This window comes from Leptospira idonii (assembly GCF_004770995.1).
In the GTDB taxonomy this organism is placed as follows: Bacteria; Spirochaetota; Leptospiria; order Leptospirales; family Leptospiraceae; genus Leptospira_A; species Leptospira_A idonii.
Map to the genome: position 1 here is coordinate 86,642 of NZ_RQHW01000018.1, position 18,120 is coordinate 104,761.

Consider the following 18,120-nt stretch of genomic DNA (forward strand, 5'->3'; position numbering starts at 1 on the left):
AGCAAGTGATTTCGGAGCTTATGCTAAACTTTCCCAGGCAGGAAAATAACAGTAAAAGGATGTACCGTTCCCAGGCTGACTGTCTACAGTCATTACACCTCCCATACGCCTCATCACTCCGTAAATGATAGGTAACCCTAATCCGGTCCCTTTTCTGCCTTTCGTAGTGAAAAACGGTTCGAAGATTTTGCCCATCAGATCTTTGGGAATTCCGGAACCGTTGTCCTTGAACTCTACTTCCCAGTAATATGTAGTTTTGAGAGAAGGAATGTTTCGTATGTTCGTGTCTTCGATCCAAACCTTTTTGGTGGAGATTTGGATTTTAGGAGACCTGCTTTCCGCCAAAGCGAAATGTGCATTTTCATAAAGATTGGAAAACACCTGATACAAAAAGTTAGGATCCGCCTGAACCAATGCCTTTGATTCGCTCAAATTCATCGCAAAATCACCATTAAATGGTTTCCCTTTCCTAAGTTCCGCAAAAATGGAGTTCAGGGAGGAATGCAGATCCACTTCCACCAAAGATACTGCATCCTTTTTGGAAAAGTCAAGAATTTGACTGATCAAAGCCTTTGCCCTTTCCAAGGATTTCATAAGTCCGTCCAAAGCGAAAAAGGTCCTTTTACGCTCAGGATCTTCCCGCAGAGGTTCCCATTCCGCCTGCAAATAACTGACGAAATTGAACATCGGAGTCAATAAATTATTGAAGTCGTGAGAGATCCCTCCCGCAAAAGTTCCCAATGCTTCCATTTTTTGAGCCTGTGCGTAAGATCTTTCCAATTCGATTTTTTCAGTGATATCTTTTCCTTCTAAAACCAAATACATCACGTCTCCCATAGGGTCGGTAACTGCGGAAATATCGCAGTCTAAAAAAATCGTCTTTCCGGAAGGAGAAATATAAGTGGCGAAAAGTTCAGTGGAGCGTTTTTGATTCGCATTCATAATCCCCTGGCGAAACTGTTTTTGGATTTCTTTGTTCACCTGGGAAAATAAAGAATCGATGAAGTTGGAACCTTGGATTTCCCTCTCTTCTCTTTCCAATAAAGAAACAGAAATTCGATTCATCTTCAAAACACGACCGTCCAAATCAAGTAGCAAGATCACCTGAGACGAGTTATTGAAAATACCCTTAAACAATTGTTCGTTGTGTCGGATGGCGGATTCAAGTGCATTGTAGTTGGAAGTATCGTGAATGGTTCCGAAATAGCGGGACTGCCCGTTAGAAAGATTCTCACACTCTAATGTGAGTCTGGCGAACTTGGAAGCGTGAGGCAGCCTAAGCTTTAATTCCAGTTCAAATTGTTTATCTTCGGTTTTTGCCTTGTCCCAAATTTCAATCAGATGGAGTCTGTCGTCTTCCGCAACTCTGTCAAAAAATTTTTCTTCCGAAGGGATTTCACCGTAGGAATATCCCAATATTTTGTATAATTCCAAAGACCAAAGAATTCTTTTTTCGGGATAAACGATTTCGAAATGTCCTAACTTAGCTAAACTTTGGGAACGAGTGAGCATTTCTTCGCTGTGAACTAACATCTCCCAGGCTTGTTTCTGTTGTTTTTTGGCGATATAACTTTCAAATTCCCTTTCCACGACATACGCCAGTTTGTTGATGTTCGATTTAAGGATAAAATCGGCGGCGCCCCAACGGAACATCTCCGTTGCCATCTCTTCACCCACAAACTCTGTAATAAGGATCACCGGAAGATCGGGAAACATAGAGTGAACCATTTCGATTGCGGTTTTCCCCGTAAAGTCGGCTAGATAATAGTCGGTAATGACCAAATCCCAGGCCCTTTTTTTTAGAGCCTCATCCAGATCCTTTTTCCATTCGACTCTTTCCGAATAGACATCCCAACCTCCCATATTCAGAATGTCTAAGACTGTATCGTAGGCGAACTTCGAATCCTCAATGATTAATATTTGTATTTTTCTTCGATCAATCATCTAATTGGCTAAAGGGATATGAAGCAAAAAGTGTATCTGAATATCGGAGAGGCATTTTTCACCTCCGGCAATTACGAGATTCGCACCATTCTCGGGTCTTGTGTATCTGTATGTCTTTTTCATAGCGAACACGGATTTTCTGCGATCAACCATATTCTTCTCCCCGGCACCGCAGATGTCAAAGAAGAAAAACAAAGTCTTCGTTACGGCATCACTTCGATGGAATTGATGATCAATGAATTTGTAAAACACGGCATAGCTCGAAATCATTTAAAAGCAAAAATTTTTGGCGGAAGCCAATCTCCTCGTTTAACAACAAACAATGCTGGACCGAAAAATATCGCATTTGTCACTGAATTTTTAGGAACCGAAAAAATCCCAATCGTTAGCAATGATACAGGCGGCGAGCAGTATCGGAAATTATCTTTCCACACTGATACTTATGACGTATTTATTACTAAAATTCAGCCAAACCTCGTTACGGAAGTTCAGACCCAAGAAAAACATTTCGAAACAAAAGTCAGAGAGAAGATGGTCAAAAAGTCTTCTATTTACACATTCTAGGACATTTGGGCAAGAGGCAGTTCCACTTCGAAATGAACGAAGTGCCTGGAACCCAAAGCATCCAGATAGTTTCTCACCAAATAAGGACGGACAAGTCCTCCGTGTTTTCGAACTACTTTGTCCACATAAGTTAGACCCAATCCGAAATCCAGAGTCGGAATTTTCTCATACACAAGTTTGGAAATTCTGAAAAAAGGTTCAAAAACAAGGCTTTCGTATTCTTCTATAATTCCGTAATTTCCCTGTTGGTCTTTTTCGGGGGGACTGAGAAAACCGAGCTGAATGTGATCGGACGATTTTCCCAAAGTGATATAGATCTTAGAATCTGGAATGGAGAACTTGATGGCGTTATAAATGATCTCTAAAAAGGTTTTTTTCAAACTCTCTAGATTGCCTTTAATAAACAAATTTTGGGTAACGAAATGATTTTTACCGAGCAGCAGGGTTTGTCCTTTAAGAGAAAGTAAATCTTGGACTTCGGAACGAACTTCTTCCAAACACTCGTAAATCTCTCCAATGGATATATAATTCGAAACGATATCGTTCGAAACGATCAGTTCCATTTCCTCAAAAAGATCGATCACCCGTTTGGCGGCTCTTCCGTTTTCAAAAAGGGCATGAACCAAAGATTCCTCTACTTTAAAATAATTCTCTTCTTTGACTGATTTCTTTTCGATTCGTTTGATAATGCTGACAAGAGCTCCAAAACCGGCTCCTTGGCTGAGTGAAGTTCGAATGCTTCCGATCAATTTCTGATCCGTACCGTCTGTATTTCCTTTGACTATTTTTTCTTTCCAAAGGTTCCAATCTAACTGTGCTTTGATACGAAGATCCCTTTCTTCTTCGACCCTTTGTTTTAAGAGTCGAAGCTCTGAGACCTCGAATGCTTTTTCCAAACGAACAATCAGTTCGTCAGAATGATAGGGCTTTAAGATGTAATCGTACACCCCTTCTCTCATCATCTTTACAACGGTATTGACGTCGGAAAATGCGGAGCTGATAAGGATGACAGGTTTCTGAGGCAGGCCTAAGACTCTTTGCACCAGGTCAAAGCCGTTCATTCGAGGCATTTCCAAATCGGTGACGATCACAGGATAAAAATGATTTGTGATTTTCTCCAAAGCTTCCACGCCATCGGAGGCAATATCTATCTGAAAGTCAGTAGCTTCTAAAATCAGCCTTAGTGCATCCAATGCCAGCAGATCATCATCAACGGCTAAAACTAATCTCCCTTCTTTCTTCAAAAAATAGAACCTTATTTAAGCCGTAATCTTACTTAAAACTTCTATCAAATCTTCGTCTTCGAACGGTTTTACGATCCAAGCTTTGACTCCTGCTTCCTTACCCGCTTGGCGGAGATGGTCGCTGGACTCAGTGGAAACGATAAGTATTTTAGCTCCCGAACCCTTCGGGTGCGCTAAAAAATCTCTGGAAAGTTCAATTCCGTTTTTACCGGGCATATTCACGTCGAACACACATGCGTCAAAAGGACCGGAGAGTTCCAAAACTTTCATCGCTTGTTCCGCATTTTCAGCTTTGTGAATCTCATAACCTTCGTCAGCTAAAACCATCTCCATCAACTTCAACGCAGTAGGAGCATCATCGCATAATAGTAATTTTTTGGCCATATTCTCTTCCTAACCTAATCCGATAGTATTTATAATTTCACTTGGAATCGTCTCTAGACTTCTTTGTTTTTCAACTGCACCTAATAAAAAAGCTTCTCTAGGCATCCCGTAAACCACGGAACTGTCTTCATCCTGCCCGATGGTCCTGGCCCCTTTTCCTCGAAGTTCCAACATTCCCTTGGCTCCGTCCCTTCCCATTCCTGTCAAAATCACAGCCAAACAATCGCCGGCTAATTTTGCGGAGGCGATGGAATTGAATAATACGTCGATAGACGGTCTATGGCCGCTCACTTTATCGAATGTTTCAATTTCCAGATACATTTTCCCTGCCATACGTCTTACTAACATATGTTTATCGCCAGGAGCGAGAAAAACACAGCCGTCTTCCAGAAGATCGCCGTTTTCCGCCTCTTTCACTTTTAAACCGCTCCCCTGTGCCAAACGCTGGGCAAAGAGAGTGGTAAAATGTTCCGGCATGTGCTGCACCATTACAATGGGAGGAAGATGATTTGGCAATTGATTTAATATATAATCGATCGCCTGTGTTCCACCAGTAGAAGCCCCTATTGCAATGAGTTTGATCGATGTTTTCTTTTGAGAAGATGTTTCCAATTTTCTGGAAACTTGTTGTCTGACAAACTGCCTGGGCCGAGATGCCACTCCCAACCTTTTGATTTTATAAGTGAGTTCATTTAACATACGAAGGAAATCTTCTTCAGATCCATCCGGTTTTTGAACAAAATCCATAGCGCCTTTTTGAAGCGCTTGCAATGTAATTTCAGCTCCAGTCTGCGTGTAAGTACTAAGCATGATGACCGGAGTGGGATGATTCGGAATCAGCCAATCTAAAAAGTCTAATCCGCTCATTCCAGGCATCTCCACGTCCAGACTGATCAAATCGGGCTTTAAATGAGGAATCAACTTCTGCGCTTCTATCGCGTTGGCAGCTGTTCCGACCACTTCGATCATCGGATCTTTTTTAAATGCTTCACCTAATACGTTTCTGACGACGGATTGGTCGTCAACTACCAAAAGACGGATCATGACTCTGTGTCATGTAACTTCTGAAAAACTGATTTCACATCTAGAATCAAACTTACATTACCGTTCCCCAAGATAGTAAAACCGTTCACTCCGCGTGCCTCTTCCATGATTCCTTGCAAAGGCTTGATTACCACGTTCTGATTTCCTACTACTTCATCTACTTGGATTCCCAGAAGTTTTCTCTCGTATTCAATCACCAACATAAGAGGATCTTTATTGTCATAAATAAGAGGTTCTCTGTGATTTAGAACTTCATTGATATCGAATATAGGAATAAATTTCCCTCTGACTTCAATAACTTTCTGTCCCGCTTCCAAGAAGATCGGATTTTTGTCTCTTAGACTTACGAATTCCCTCAATTCAATCGTTTGAACGGTAAAAAATTTCTCACCGATCCGTACTACGGTTCCCTCCATAATTCCCAGTGACAAAGGAATTCTAAGAATGAATGTGGTTCCTTTTTTGGGTTTGGAATGGATGTCTATCTTACCGCCTAACTTTTCAATGTTCTTTTTTACGATATCCATCCCCACGCCTCTGCCGGAAATGTCCGTGATCTCTTTTGCAGTGGATAAACCTGGAACAAAAATTAAATTATAAACTTCCGCATCGGAAAGCAGACTAGGATCCGTCGTAAGCACGCCTTTTTCTATGGACTTCTGGATGATTTTTTCTCGATCCAAACCTTTTCCATCGTCCTTGATCATAATCCAAACTTCGTTTACCGATTGTCTGGCACTTAGAAAAATGCTTCCGATTTCGGGTTTGCCCAATTCTTCTCTTTCGGAAGCGGACTCAATTCCATGATCGATGGAATTACGCAAGATATGAATGATAGGATCCGCAATCAAATCTACAATCGATTTATCGATCTCGGTTTCTTCTCCTTCGATTTGGAGAACCACCTTCTTCATGGATTTTTTCTGAAGATCCCTTACAAGTCGGGACATCTTCTGAAACACTCCAGAGATGGGAATCATCCTCGTGGAAAGTGCAACTTCCTGTAGATCCAATACGATTTTTCTCAGACGTGTGAGAGAAAGATTAAAATCGTCGTTTTTAACTCGTTTGACCAAATTGTGCTGAGTCACATTCGACTCCGCAATTACCAGTTCACCTACCAAATCCATTAGAGCATCTAACTTATCATTGGCGACTTTGATCTCTTTTTTCTGAACCGCAGAACTTTGTTTTGCAGTTGTATTGTTGGCAACGACCGCTTTCACTTCGGTCGGAACAGGTTCCTGTAAGGGAGATACTATTTTTATCTCTGGTTCTTTGCCGAAAATTTCGTATGGTTTGGAGCCAGGGGAATCGGAAGAAGGTTCGTCTTCGAAAACTTCAAACTTTGGTTTTTTGATTTCCTCTCCGAAAATCTCGAAAGGTTTGTTTTTCCGGGAAAAGCCTGAGTCGGCAGCAACTTCCGGCTTTAGGTTTCTTATCTCCCTTTTTAAAACCTCTACGATTGCCTGTGATTCATCGTCGAATTCAGGGTTCTGCCTTGTTTCATCCACTCTTTGAAACAACTTTCTAAGTTGGTCGCAAGTGTTGATAAGAACTTGGCAAGTATCCGTATTGGGAAGAAGGGATTCCTTTCTGAGTATGTCCAAAAGAGTCTCAGCTTCATGAGTCAGCTTAACGATGCTTTCCAGCTTCAATAAACCGGAAGAGCCCTTTAAGGTATGAACGGAACGAAATAAATTATTAATTAGGTCCTCATTATAAGAACCTTCTTCGTCCCCCAACTCTTCGATTTCCAGGATGGATGTTTCACAATCCTGGATGAGATCGAATGCCTCAGGAATAAAATCGAGTAAGAGCTGTTCTCTACTCATTTATTTCTCAAAACTTCTCGGTAACACCGCTTGTTTCATGTACGGATTCCGAAATTCCATTGGTTTTCAATTTAGTAGGGCCTTTGTTGTTTTGACCCAATAAAAAACCTTGTTTTTGGTTTTTTCCGAATTCGGCTGCGATGTTCTTCAATTCGTTTTGATTGTTCGGCAAAGTATGTCTTGTTCTCGCATGCATTATTTTTGCCTGATCGATACGAACCAGAGTTCCCATAATCTCCATTAGGTGATTTGCCTGTTCTTTCAATTCGTTGGATGTTGCTGCAAGTTCTTCGGATGCGGAAGCGGACAACTGAGTCGTTTGATCCATTTGGCTCATCGCAAGGGAAATTTGATTGATTCCTGCAGACTGTTCTTTCGAAGCATCTGCGATGCTGGAAACCAATTCAGCTGTTTTATTGATGCTTGGAACGATCTCTTCGATCACTTTCCCTGCTTGTTCCGCCAAGGAAACGCTGTTTGTGGATAGCTGATTGATTTCTTGTGCGGCGACTTGGCTTCTTTCCGCCAATTTTCTAACTTCGTCTGCAACGACAGCAAAACCTTTTCCGTGTTTTCCCGCTCTTGCAGCTTCGATTGCCGCATTTAACGCAAGTAAGTTGGTTTGATAAGCGATTTCTTCGATGATTTTAATTCGGGAAGAAATATTTTTCATCGCCTCCAAAGTCTTCATTACTGAATCTTGTCCTCTGGAAGTTTCTCTTGCGGAAGAGGATGCGATTTCATTCGTCTCCAATGCGGCTTGAGAGTTTTGAGTTACGGAAGATGACATCTCCTCGATGGAAGCGGTTGTTTCTTCGATGGAGGCAGCTTGCTCACTCGCACCCTGGCTGAGAGAATAGGAAGTGGAAGAGACCTGCTCTGCGGCACTGGAAACTGTAGCTGCGATTTCAACGGCAGAATTCAATGCTTTTGTAATCGTAAAGATGATCCAAAGAGCGATCAAAACTCCTAAAATGATGGAAATGATGATAAGAGAAGAAAGTAAAATCCAGGATTGTTGGTAGTATTCGTTTGTCTTTTGGTTCGCAACTTCCATCTCTTTGGTAGCAGCGTCCACAATGTCGTTACAGATTTTTTCGATTTTATCCGCAAGAGGACGAGTGACTTTATTCCCAAGTTCCTTCGATTCTAAGTTTTTATTCAAAAGAGAAAGTTCAATCCCTTGGTTTGCAGCAACATTATAATTATCGAAAGCGACTCTGAATTCTTCCAAACGAGCCTGATCTTCTTCTCCTGCGACTGACTTCAATTTGGTAAAGATTTCATTATGTTCCGCCATTTTGTCGGTTCGCATATTCACCAACTTCTTCATCTTCTCCAATTCAAGTTCGATCACGAGGTTTCTTTCGTTTCGATTCAGCCAAATGACGGAACTTCTTAAGTTCAAAGAATGTTCCACCTTCTTTCCGTAAATCTCTACGATCTCGGTCAGTTTGTTGTTGAAAACGCTCAGTAAATACAAACTGGCGGAAATTCCGATTCCTAAAAGCAGGATCATGGTTGAAAAACCTATGATCAATTTTGCTTTTACCGTAAGATTGTTTGTTTCTTTCATAAATTTATTCCTAACCTTGATTCACTGCGGTTTCAATCGCCAACACATCTTCTTCTTTCAATAGTTTATCTATATTAAGAAGAACCTTAACTTCATCCTTAATCTTTGCGATGGACTTCACAAAACGATTCCCTTCCTGTTCTCCGAATCGTGGAGCATCTTCCATATGACTATCTTGGATTTTAATCACTTCCTTGACGGTATCGACGATCAGACCCACCAACTGTTGATTCACATTCAAAATAATAACGCACGTTTTATCGTCGTATCCGACAAAAGGCATTTTGAAACGTTCTCTTACATCGATGAGAGCGATCACTTTGCCTCTCAGATTAATCACACCTTTCACAAAACTCGGCATATCCGGAATTTCAGTGATTGTCTGCATTCCTACGATTTCCGTAATATTTTTTATTTCGATACCATAACTACGATCAGCTAACGAAAAAATCAGAAAACGGCCATCCAGTGTATCGTCTTCTTCAAAGTCATCTTGATCATCTGTTAGCTGGTCAAATTCCTGGTCAGCGGTGCTCATATAGATCCTACTTGTGACATAATTTTATAATAGAGAAATTGTCCATTGGTATAGGGTGATTATCGGATATTCATACTTAAAACTTTTTTGTGAAACCAATTTATCATGGATTTACCAAAGAAAATTCAAGACTTACCGAAACTTCCATACTTTCATTTGCGTATAAATTCGAATGAATTACGTTCATATAGATTTTAGCTTCCATATCTTCCATAAGTTTCTTCACCACAGAAAGTCCCAGACCCAGACCGAATTCTTCCTTAGGATATCTTTCGTCTACGAACTTACTAACTCGGTAAAACGGCTGAAAAAGAACGATTTCTTCCGACTTTTTAAAATCAAATTGTTTAATATTAGGATCTATGGGAGGATTCAAAACTTTAATACTGAATTTATCCCCAGAACGGATGAGAAGCACTATGATGGAAGAATTTTCCGGGGAATATTTCATTGCATTGATCAAAATTTCCCGAAAACTCACCTGCAAAGATTTAGGATGCACTCGAATGAAGGATTGCGCTCCGTTTTTAATCTTAGAGATCATTACCGTCTGGCTTTTGATGGATAACATATCCGCCAGATACTTCTCTTCTTCTTCCAAAATATTCATCACTCTCTGTAAAGAGATCGTTTCTGCCGATCTGTTCGCTTCCTCGAAAACGATCTGAGCTTCCGCAAGGGTTTTGACCAGTTTTTTGGTGCTTTTGAAATTTTCTTCCACAAGCTCCAAATGCCCTGTAGGGATGGTCGAAACCTCTCCTTCTTTTTTGGCTTTGCGAAGCATTGCGCCAACTGCTGTCACAAGAGCCCCCAAACCGGAGCCTTGCATCAAAGAAGTATTCAAATTAGGAAGTGCCTGTTCCATCCACTTGCGATGGTTTCCCTTTCCTTCTATTTCCTGGCGCCAGTTGAAAATTTGAACCACTTCCCTATGCAGGTTTTCTTCATATTCGATCACTTTCCCTTGTTTTTCCAAAAGATCGTATAACTTTAACGCTAGTTTTCTGAACCGTGTGATATTTGAGCTGAAAAATAGTAAAACGTGAATGCTAAGTTGAGGAATTTTCACTTTTGTGATTTTGATTTCGTATGTTTCTTCCTCCTGGGTGAAGTCCGCTTCAAAGTTATTTCCTTCCCAAGCGGAACGAAGATGAATTCCCCACTTCTCTTCATGGTCAGGTGAAATCTCTTCTAAAGTTTTCCCTAAATAGTTTTCAGGATCTCTCCTAAGATTGTCGAAAACTTGGCCGCAAACTAATTTGATTCTAAAATCTTCTCCAAATACTGCAAAATTAGCATTAGGGATTGCGGAAAGAACCGGCTCCAATAAATCGTAATAGTCGATGAGGCTAGTTTCATTTGCGCTGTTCATATTATTCCTAGGGAATCTGTAATAATATGTTATGACGAAACTTCAATCTAAAAAATTAATTTAAATGTTATCAAAATATTGCAAAACCGGGAAAATCCATCGTACCTAGTATTTCTTCCTGATTTTTATACGCAGTACCTCTTCCTTCCGCCAAAGCGAATTTACCTTTTGAGAAATCTTTAGGAGAAAGGTAAGGAGTCTGAGTCTCAAGTCTGATCAGTTTTTTGCCTTTTTCCTTTGCAAGAAGGGTTTTTAAGTCTTCCGTTTCCGTTTCAATGATCTGAACGGAAGCGTCAAATGCACGTTTTATAATATTATTACTTAATGGCCGGTTATTATTGATTTGATGGATCACAATTCTATCGATACTGGAATCAAGAATCAGTTCTTTGATCGGTTCTCCGTCTCCGATTCCTCCGTCCAAAAATTCATCTTCCTTAACTTTCTGAACTTCGTATAAAAAAGGAAAAGCGATGGATGCCATTACTGCGTCCAAAACATTCCCTTCAGTGATCAATTCTCGCCTATTTTTTGTTAGATTGGAGACGGCAATACCTAATTGAAGAGGTAAATCGGAAAACTTTTTATTACCTAAATAAGGATAAAGTAAATTTCGAGTGGCTTTTCCTGTAAGAACTCCGCTGTATCCGTTGATTCCTTTTTTGATCAATCTGCCTAATTGAGTGAACGAATTTCCTTCCCAAAAATCATTCTTCTTTAATCCCAAAAGAAGACTTTCGAAATCGGCCATATCCGCACCGGAAGCATAAATAGCACCGATCATGGCACCGGAACTGGAACCCGTTACGATGGCAGGTTTGAAACCGATTTCCTGAAGACCACGCACAAAACCTGCATGGGCAAAAAAGCCGAAAAAGGCAGACTTAAGACAAAGTGCTGAATACTTTTTAGGAAAAAACAGTTCTATCATATCTGGGAGATGATTCTTATAAACTCGCCTTATTTTGCATAGACGAATCCTTTTTTCTCCAGATTAATTTTCCGAATTCAAACCAGATGACACTGAAAAACGCTACGAAAAAGGAAATCATAACTTCTTCTGCGGATAAAGGGACAAAATGAAACAAGGTCTGTAAATAAGGTAGATAAATCGATGCGAATAAAAAACAGGAACTTCCCACAAGTACGTAGGGAAGCGCCTGATTGGGAGCACGGAAGGATTGCCAAATGGTTTCAGACCAATTGCGATTCGTTAGAATCAGCAAAAGATTGGAAAAAATCAAACTCACAAATGCGGAAGTGCTTGCCGTTTTGTAGCGGTTCGGATCGAAATCCGTTCTGTACATCATGATCCAATAGACCAAAACTACTGCCGTTAGAGATAACACTCCTTGAAAAAAAGAGATCAGAAACAATCTTTTGTTCAGAAGAGGAACATTCGTTTGGCGGGGAGGAAGATCCATAATCCCTTTTTCCGCTGCCTCTTTTTCAAAGACCAAGGTACAAGTCGGGTCGATCACCAGTTCCAAGAATACAATATGAACGGCAGAAAGAATGGCAATGGGCCAATCGAAAACGATCGGCAAAAAGGCGGCACCTACGATAGGAATATGTACTCCTATGATGTAGGCTAAAGCTTTTTTCAAGTTATCGTAGATATGTCTTCCTTGTTCGACCGCTTTCAAAACGGAAGAGAAAGAATCATCTAACAATACTAAATCGGAAGCCTCTCTGGCAACGTCCGTTCCTCTGGCGCCCATAGCGACTCCGATATGAGCCGTCTTTAAAGCAGGGGCATCATTCACACCGTCCCCTGTCATCGCAACGATCTCTCCTTTTTTCTTCAACACACGAACAATATTCCATTTGTCGTTCGGACTGACTCTGGAAAAGATATTTGTTTCCATCACTGCCGCTTCGAATTCTTCTTCGGACAATTGGCTTAAACGATTTCCTGTCAGCACCTGATCGTAAGATTTTAAACCGATTTGTTTGGCGATGCTTACCGCTGTCTCGGGGTAATCTCCTGTGATCATGATGATCCTCATCCCGGAACGATAGGCAAGTTTCACTGCATCCGGTACAGACTCACGGATCGGATCCTCAAAACCGACAAGACCCAAAAAATCCAAATCGAAATTTTGTTTTTCGGAAGGGATGTCTTCCTTGCGATAATGACCGGATGCGACTGCAAGTATCCTCAAACCTTGTTTGGCAAGCGAGGAAGTTTGTTCTAAAATTCGAGTCTTACTATTCTCATCTAACTTTGAAATTGCGAGAATCGCCTCCGGTGCTCCTTTAGCAAAACTGTTATTTGTTTCATTCGTATCCCATATATGAATCATCGCTAAAAAATCGGGACTGAGAGGAAATTCCTTTTCCAATCTAATGGATCTGTCAAAAATCGAATCCGTTTTCGAAAGGAGAGTTTCTCCTAAAGAAAAAAACGCTTTTTCCATAGGATCGAAAGAATTCGGTTTACTGGCAAAAATTCCCGCTTCCAAAAGAGAAATAAGTTCTTTATCCTCTTTCGTTTTTTTACCGGAAACTGTATGGAGCCTCCCATCCGGAAAAAGGAAGGAATGGATTTTCATTTTGTTTTGTGTGATTGTTCCTGTTTTGTCCGTACACAAAACGGTGGCAGCACCTAATGTTTCGATGATGGAAGGTCTTCTGGCCAACACCTTCGCTCTGCTGAGTCGATAAGCGCCAAAAGCGAAAAAAATCGTTAATACAAGAGGAAGTTCTTCTGGCAAAAGTGCGATCGCTAAAGTGAGTCCGGAAAGAAGTCCTTGCAACCATTCTCCTTTCACCAAACCGAAATAAGCCGCTAAAGAAACACAAAGTATGCTCGCAAATACAAAGATTCTTTTTACAAGAATCTGCACTTCTTTTTCCAAAAGGGTATTTTCCGATTTTTCTTCGGAAATCGTTTTTCCTATTTTTCCTATCTGTGTTCTTTGACCGGTCAAACGTACGGAGCACACCCCTCCTCCGGAAGAAACCAGTGACCCGCAATAAATTTCATCCTCTTTCTTTTTGGAAACGGGAACGGATTCACCAGTTAACAAAGATTCGTCCGTAGAAATGTGTTCCGAAGAAAGAAGAATACAGTCCGCAGGGATTCGATCCCCTTCTCCGATAAAGATAATATCGTCAGGAACGATGTCTCTTCCGTCTACCCGAACGATCCGTCCGTCCCGCAATACGTTGGTTCGTGGGCTGGCTAAACTTTTTAAAGCATGAATTGCAGTTTCCGTTCTTCCTTCTTGGTAGACAGTAATGATCATGATCAAAAGAACAGAACAAGAAAGTAAAATCGCCTCTCCGGCATCACCGACGAGCAGATAAACGAATACGATCGACAGAAGAAGACTGATCATCGGTTCCGTAATCACTTCCATGATTTTGGAGAACAGACTGCCGGATTTAGGAGAAGATAACTCATTGTATCCGAAAAGTTTTCTTCGGGAGATCACTTCCTTTTCGGAAAGTCCCTTGCCATATTGAGATTCAATTTCGTTTAACATAGTATGATCGTATTTCCCCTAAACCATTCTAAAGAGGCTAAGCAAGATAAGTTCATCGAAATCCTCTTGTGTTTTTTAGAAAGAAAAATAAGATTCGTTTATGTGCGACACATCGCTTGCCACGGAAATTTTTACCAAAACAAGCAAAAGAATTTTCTCAAAAAATTCTGATAGAGAACCGAACGAAGCTCAATCGGTGATCCATCTTCCCAAAACGGAATATCAAAAAGGAACTTCCTTAAAAACAACTTTCATAGAAATTCCTCAAGCACTCCAAACTCATGAGGTTCTTTTATGCAAACCGTTTCAGATGTGGGGAGCGGAAATGGGAGTGAACGAATACGGACTTACGATAGGCAACGAAGCTGTATTCACCAAACTTACCAAACCGAAAAAAAACGACGGCCTCACTGGAATGGATTTAATCCGACTAGCACTCGAAAGGTGCAAAACTGCGAATGAAGCACTTTTTCTCATCACGGAACTTCTCGAAAAATACGGTCAGGATGCCTGCGGAGGCTACGAAAACGATTCCTTCTTTTATCACAATAGCTTCATCATCGCAGACCTTTCAGAAGGATTCGTTTTAGAAACTGCAGATCGTTTTTGGATTGCACGAAAAATACAAAAGTTTTATGCGATTTCAAACGGACTCACAATCGATTCCGATTACGAATACTCATCCGCAAATCTAGAAGATAAAACTCTTAAGTTAGGTCTTCATAAAAAAGGGAAAGATTTTTCATTTCGAAACAGTTTTTCCGATTCCTTTTATACTAAGATGAGCCATTGTCATGATCGTCGCAAATTCCATGAATCCCTAGCGCAGGAAAGATCCCAAAACAAAGAAACCTATTCCGTCAAGGATGCAATGCATGTTTTACGATCCCATCCTATACCGAGCGAAAATTTTCATGCATCCAACTCGGATATGAGTTCCCTTTGCCTTCATGCCACGGGGCCAATCACTCCGAACCAAACCAATGGTTCTTTGATCGTAGAGTGGAACACTTCCGCAAACAGTGCAGATCCTCTACGGGTTTGGTATACTGGAACCTCAACTCCTTGTTTAAGCGTTTTTAAGCCTTTCTTTTTCGGTACGAAAAACCTAATTGCAGAAAAACTTCTGGAACCGGAAAAAAAAGCGGACACTTCTTTGTGGTGGTCTCATGAAACTCTCGCTAGACGATCTAATTTCGACTACCAAGCGGTTCATTCCTTGTATCTTCCCGATGCGAACGCATTGGAACATCAAATCGAATTGTCCGTGACGGACAATATGAACGATGCGAAAAAAGAAGATCTGCAAAAGAAAGCTTTGAAAGACCATGTCCAGTTGATCCACAAAACGAACGAAGAGCTGAAAACCCTTTCCTTGGGAAAATCAAAATGGACTTCACCTTTGTTTCAAATCTATTGGCAGCACCAAAATCGAAAATGCGACGTCAAACTTTGATCAGTCGTTTCCCAGAAGAAGAATCAATATATCGTTTACATTCGTTCCGGCAGGCCCTGTAAATAGAAGAGAATCCGCTTTTTTCAATGCAAAATTAGAATTTGAGTTTTCCAACTCGGATTTAGGAATATGAGAGTCTTTCGTCAGAATATAACCAAAATCAGGTGAAATAATCTTATCCAAGGAAGAAGCCATTGCATACGCTGCTTTGCCCAAAGAAAAACAAAAAATACGACCGCCGGAGGATCTAAGTTATTTCAAATTATCCAGAATTTCGGGATGGTTCTTAAAAAATTCAGGAAGGATGGAATCAGGATGAGATACGGATACTCCTTCCCTAAATATATTTTCTGTATCTTCTCTTAACTTGGTTTCGTTATAAGACGGCACTTACCGAATCCCTTATTTCTTTTCCGTTCGAATCACGCCCGAAACTGAGAACATCCGTAGGGCATAAGGAAACGCATGCGGAACATCGAACACATTGTACGCTATCCATAGGAATTCCTTTGTTCGCATAATTCATCACATCAATCCCTTGGTGACAGTTTTTAGTGCATATATTGCAAGAGATACACTTCTTTTTATCGGAAAAAATTCTAAACTGGCTGAATCTAGCGTAAATATGCATCAAAGCAGAAAGAGGACAGAACATTCTGCACCAAATCCTTCCTGATAAGAAGAAATAACAACCTACTCCTATCACCCCGGCAAGACCTATATCTACAACCAAATCGTAAATCCATTTGATTGAATCTGCTGCATACTCCAATCCTACCAAGTCCGGTAGAAGTGTTTTCCCGAATACACCGCCTAATTTTAATATAGTGAGAATCGCTGCAAGAAATAGAATGATCTGCCCTGAGTGTTCCAAACGATAGGCCCATTTTCCATGAGGCATTTTCGTTCTATGTTCATCTCCCAATGTTTCGGCAAGTCCTCCGCAAGAACAAATCCAACCGCAGTAAGCACCTTTCCCGTACCGGTATACCAACAAGGGAATCAATCCGAAAGTAAAAGCAATTCCGTAAACCAACCAAAAGGTGGTAATGGAACCGTCGTACAAAACCCCCATGCTGAGGGGCCATGCAAGGATAAACCCGTATGCTTTCCAATAAGATTCTTTAGGAAATACCTGAGTGAGTAAAAAACCGTCCGGACCTCCCAAATACCCTGCTTTACCTAAAAAAGGCAGAATGATTTCCGGAAGAAGAAACAAAAAGAACACTTGTACGAAAATCAAACTGAATGTTTGTAATTTTATGTATTGAGTCGGACGAACGTAGATTCTTCGAATTCCGAAAACCAAAATCGTAAGAGAATACAAGAAGGTATAATGGAATGAAGGGTATTTATCCAAAAACACATAACTGAAATAAGTTGCTCCGAAATAAACGAAACTAAAATAGGAAGCAGCTAAGAATAGATATGTGTTTCTAAAGAAAGTCCATCCATTGAATTTAAACCCACGGCTTTTTAAGCCGAAAAACAACCAAACCGCAGCAGACACGAAAAAGAGTCCGCCAGAAACACTTGCCAAAGGAGAGAACCAACCTGCGGCATAAAAAGACGCTTTCCCGAAATAGGCAAGAGTCGCAAAACACATTAAGGAAAAAAAACCGATCCAATCTCGTATCGTTTTTTCATTTTGGATGCGAATCCCCAATCGTTTTAAAAAAGGAATAGGAGGTTCGGCTCCGATCGAAATAAGCACCTGACTTGCTGAAATTTTTTTGGAAGAAGTTGCGTCTTTTACAAACACATGAGAAGGAGTGATTTCGGTTAACACCGATTCGTTCAAAAAACTAATCCTGCCTGACTCCACCAAATTAAAAAATTGTTTTTGGTTTTCTTCCTTAGGTCGAGAAAGCCGTTTTCCTCGATAAATAAATGTTACGTGAGATCCCTTTTTTGCGATAGCGATGGAAGCTTCTAAAGAAGAATCACCTCCGCCCACTACTACAACATTGTCTCCTTGAAAATCATTCGGATCGATCAGTCTGTAAGATACATGAGGGAGATCTTCTCCTTTGATTCCCAATCTTTTAGGATCGCCCGATTTCCCCATCGCCACGATCACATGATTGGTAAGAAACTCCTTTCCTGATTCCGTTTTCACGGAAAACACATCTTTACTACGATCATTTTTGACTTCGATCACTCTTTCATCTTCCAACAAAGGAAGGGATGAAGATCGTAAAACATGATTTAAATGATCAAGAAGGGATTCTTTGGTCCCGTCTTCTATCCGAAGCAAGGAGTTGCTGGAAAAATGTTTCGGTTCTGCGAAAATCGGTTTTCCTTTCGGATAACTCACAATTGTTTGGAACGCTTTGTTCGCTTCCAAAATAACAAATTTTTTATTCAAACGTTTCGCTTCCAATCCTGCGGAAAGACCGCTCGGACCAGCACCGATAATGACTGCGTCCAAAAATTCATTTTTAGCAGGAGGAATCTTCTGCCAAACTTTAGAGCCGCTGTCAGAGGCGAATCTAAGCAAAGGAACGCCTGTTAAATCTCCAATGATATAAATGCCAGGAAAATTGGTTTCGAAATTTTCGGAAATGACGGGATAGGTTTCTACGGCTCCCGTAGGAGCCTCTTTTTTTAGCCAACGAAAGTAACTGGAAAACATTATATAGTAGCTACCGAGTCAATTTCCAAAATGAAAA

The 18,120-nt window shown here is 40.7% G+C and carries 15 protein-coding genes; 2 read left to right on the forward strand and 13 right to left on the reverse strand.

The window, feature by feature from the left end:
• Positions 1–18 precede the first annotated feature (18 nt).
• The gene (locus EHS15_RS06235) at positions 19–1,944 is read right to left on the reverse strand and encodes a hybrid sensor histidine kinase/response regulator (protein ID WP_135759689.1); all 1,926 of its coding nucleotides are present in this window, start codon (positions 1,942–1,944) and stop codon (positions 19–21) included.
• 18 nt (positions 1,945–1,962) lie between these two features.
• On the opposite strand from EHS15_RS06235, the gene EHS15_RS06240 reads away from it, so the two are divergent.
• Entirely contained in the window at positions 1,963–2,508 is a 546-nt protein-coding gene (locus EHS15_RS06240; protein WP_135759690.1) for a chemotaxis protein CheD, read from the forward strand.
• Here EHS15_RS06240 and EHS15_RS06245 read toward each other — a convergent pair.
• The 9 genes from EHS15_RS06245 to EHS15_RS06285 form a co-directional block, all read right to left on the reverse strand.
• Entirely contained in the window at positions 2,505–3,752 is a 1,248-nt protein-coding gene (locus EHS15_RS06245) for a hybrid sensor histidine kinase/response regulator (RefSeq protein WP_167884166.1), read from the reverse strand. The genes EHS15_RS06240 and EHS15_RS06245 overlap by 4 nt on opposite strands.
• A 15-nt stretch (positions 3,753–3,767) precedes the next feature.
• Positions 3,768–4,136, reverse strand: a complete 369-nt coding sequence (locus EHS15_RS06250) for a response regulator (RefSeq protein ID WP_135759692.1) — start codon at positions 4,134–4,136, stop codon at positions 3,768–3,770.
• Positions 4,137–4,145: 9 nt separating this feature from the next.
• Positions 4,146–5,180, reverse strand: coding sequence for a protein-glutamate methylesterase/protein-glutamine glutaminase (locus tag EHS15_RS06255; RefSeq protein WP_135759693.1), 1,035 nt, complete (start codon positions 5,178–5,180; stop codon positions 4,146–4,148).
• Positions 5,177–7,015, reverse strand: coding sequence for a chemotaxis protein CheA (locus EHS15_RS06260; RefSeq protein WP_135759694.1), 1,839 nt, complete (start codon positions 7,013–7,015; stop codon positions 5,177–5,179). The genes EHS15_RS06255 and EHS15_RS06260 overlap by 4 nt, the downstream gene beginning before the upstream one ends.
• A 7-nt stretch (positions 7,016–7,022) precedes the next feature.
• Positions 7,023–8,591: a HAMP domain-containing methyl-accepting chemotaxis protein gene (locus EHS15_RS19460; RefSeq protein WP_135759695.1), complete on the reverse strand. Its 1,569-nt coding sequence runs from the start codon at positions 8,589–8,591 to the stop codon at positions 7,023–7,025.
• A gap of 10 nt (positions 8,592–8,601) precedes the next feature.
• Complete coding sequence (locus tag EHS15_RS06270; protein ID WP_135759696.1) at positions 8,602–9,129, reverse strand: chemotaxis protein CheW; 528 nt, start codon at positions 9,127–9,129, stop codon at positions 8,602–8,604.
• Between the two features lie 103 nt (positions 9,130–9,232).
• A complete protein-coding gene (locus tag EHS15_RS06275) occupies positions 9,233–10,501 on the reverse strand; it encodes an ATP-binding protein (protein WP_135759697.1) in 1,269 nt (422 codons plus the stop codon).
• A gap of 70 nt (positions 10,502–10,571) precedes the next feature.
• Positions 10,572–11,432 carry a patatin-like phospholipase family protein gene (locus EHS15_RS06280; protein WP_135759698.1) on the reverse strand — a complete coding sequence of 287 codons (861 nt, stop codon included), beginning with the start codon at positions 11,430–11,432 and terminating at the stop codon, positions 10,572–10,574.
• A 16-nt stretch (positions 11,433–11,448) separates the two neighbouring features.
• Positions 11,449–13,992, reverse strand: a complete 2,544-nt coding sequence (locus tag EHS15_RS06285) for a cation-translocating P-type ATPase (protein WP_135759699.1) — start codon at positions 13,990–13,992, stop codon at positions 11,449–11,451.
• A 100-nt stretch (positions 13,993–14,092) separates the two neighbouring features.
• On the opposite strand from EHS15_RS06285, the gene EHS15_RS06290 reads away from it, so the two are divergent.
• Positions 14,093–15,448, forward strand: coding sequence for a C69 family dipeptidase (locus tag EHS15_RS06290; RefSeq protein WP_135759700.1), 1,356 nt, complete (start codon positions 14,093–14,095; stop codon positions 15,446–15,448).
• Here the strand turns inward: EHS15_RS06290 and EHS15_RS06295 are convergent, their stop codons facing one another.
• From EHS15_RS06295 to EHS15_RS06300, 3 genes are read right to left on the reverse strand one after another with little or no spacing between them, the layout of a single operon-like run.
• Entirely contained in the window at positions 15,449–15,643 is a 195-nt protein-coding gene (locus EHS15_RS06295; protein ID WP_135759701.1) for a hypothetical protein, read from the reverse strand. It abuts the gene before it with no gap.
• Between the two features lie 57 nt (positions 15,644–15,700).
• The gene (locus EHS15_RS19070; protein WP_167884167.1) at positions 15,701–15,838 is read right to left on the reverse strand and encodes a hypothetical protein; all 138 of its coding nucleotides are present in this window, start codon (positions 15,836–15,838) and stop codon (positions 15,701–15,703) included.
• Positions 15,825–18,083, reverse strand: coding sequence for an NAD(P)-binding domain-containing protein (locus EHS15_RS06300; protein WP_135759702.1), 2,259 nt, complete (start codon positions 18,081–18,083; stop codon positions 15,825–15,827). Before EHS15_RS06300 ends, EHS15_RS19070 begins: the two co-directional genes overlap by 14 nt.
• Between the last annotated feature and the right edge of the window lie 37 nt (positions 18,084–18,120).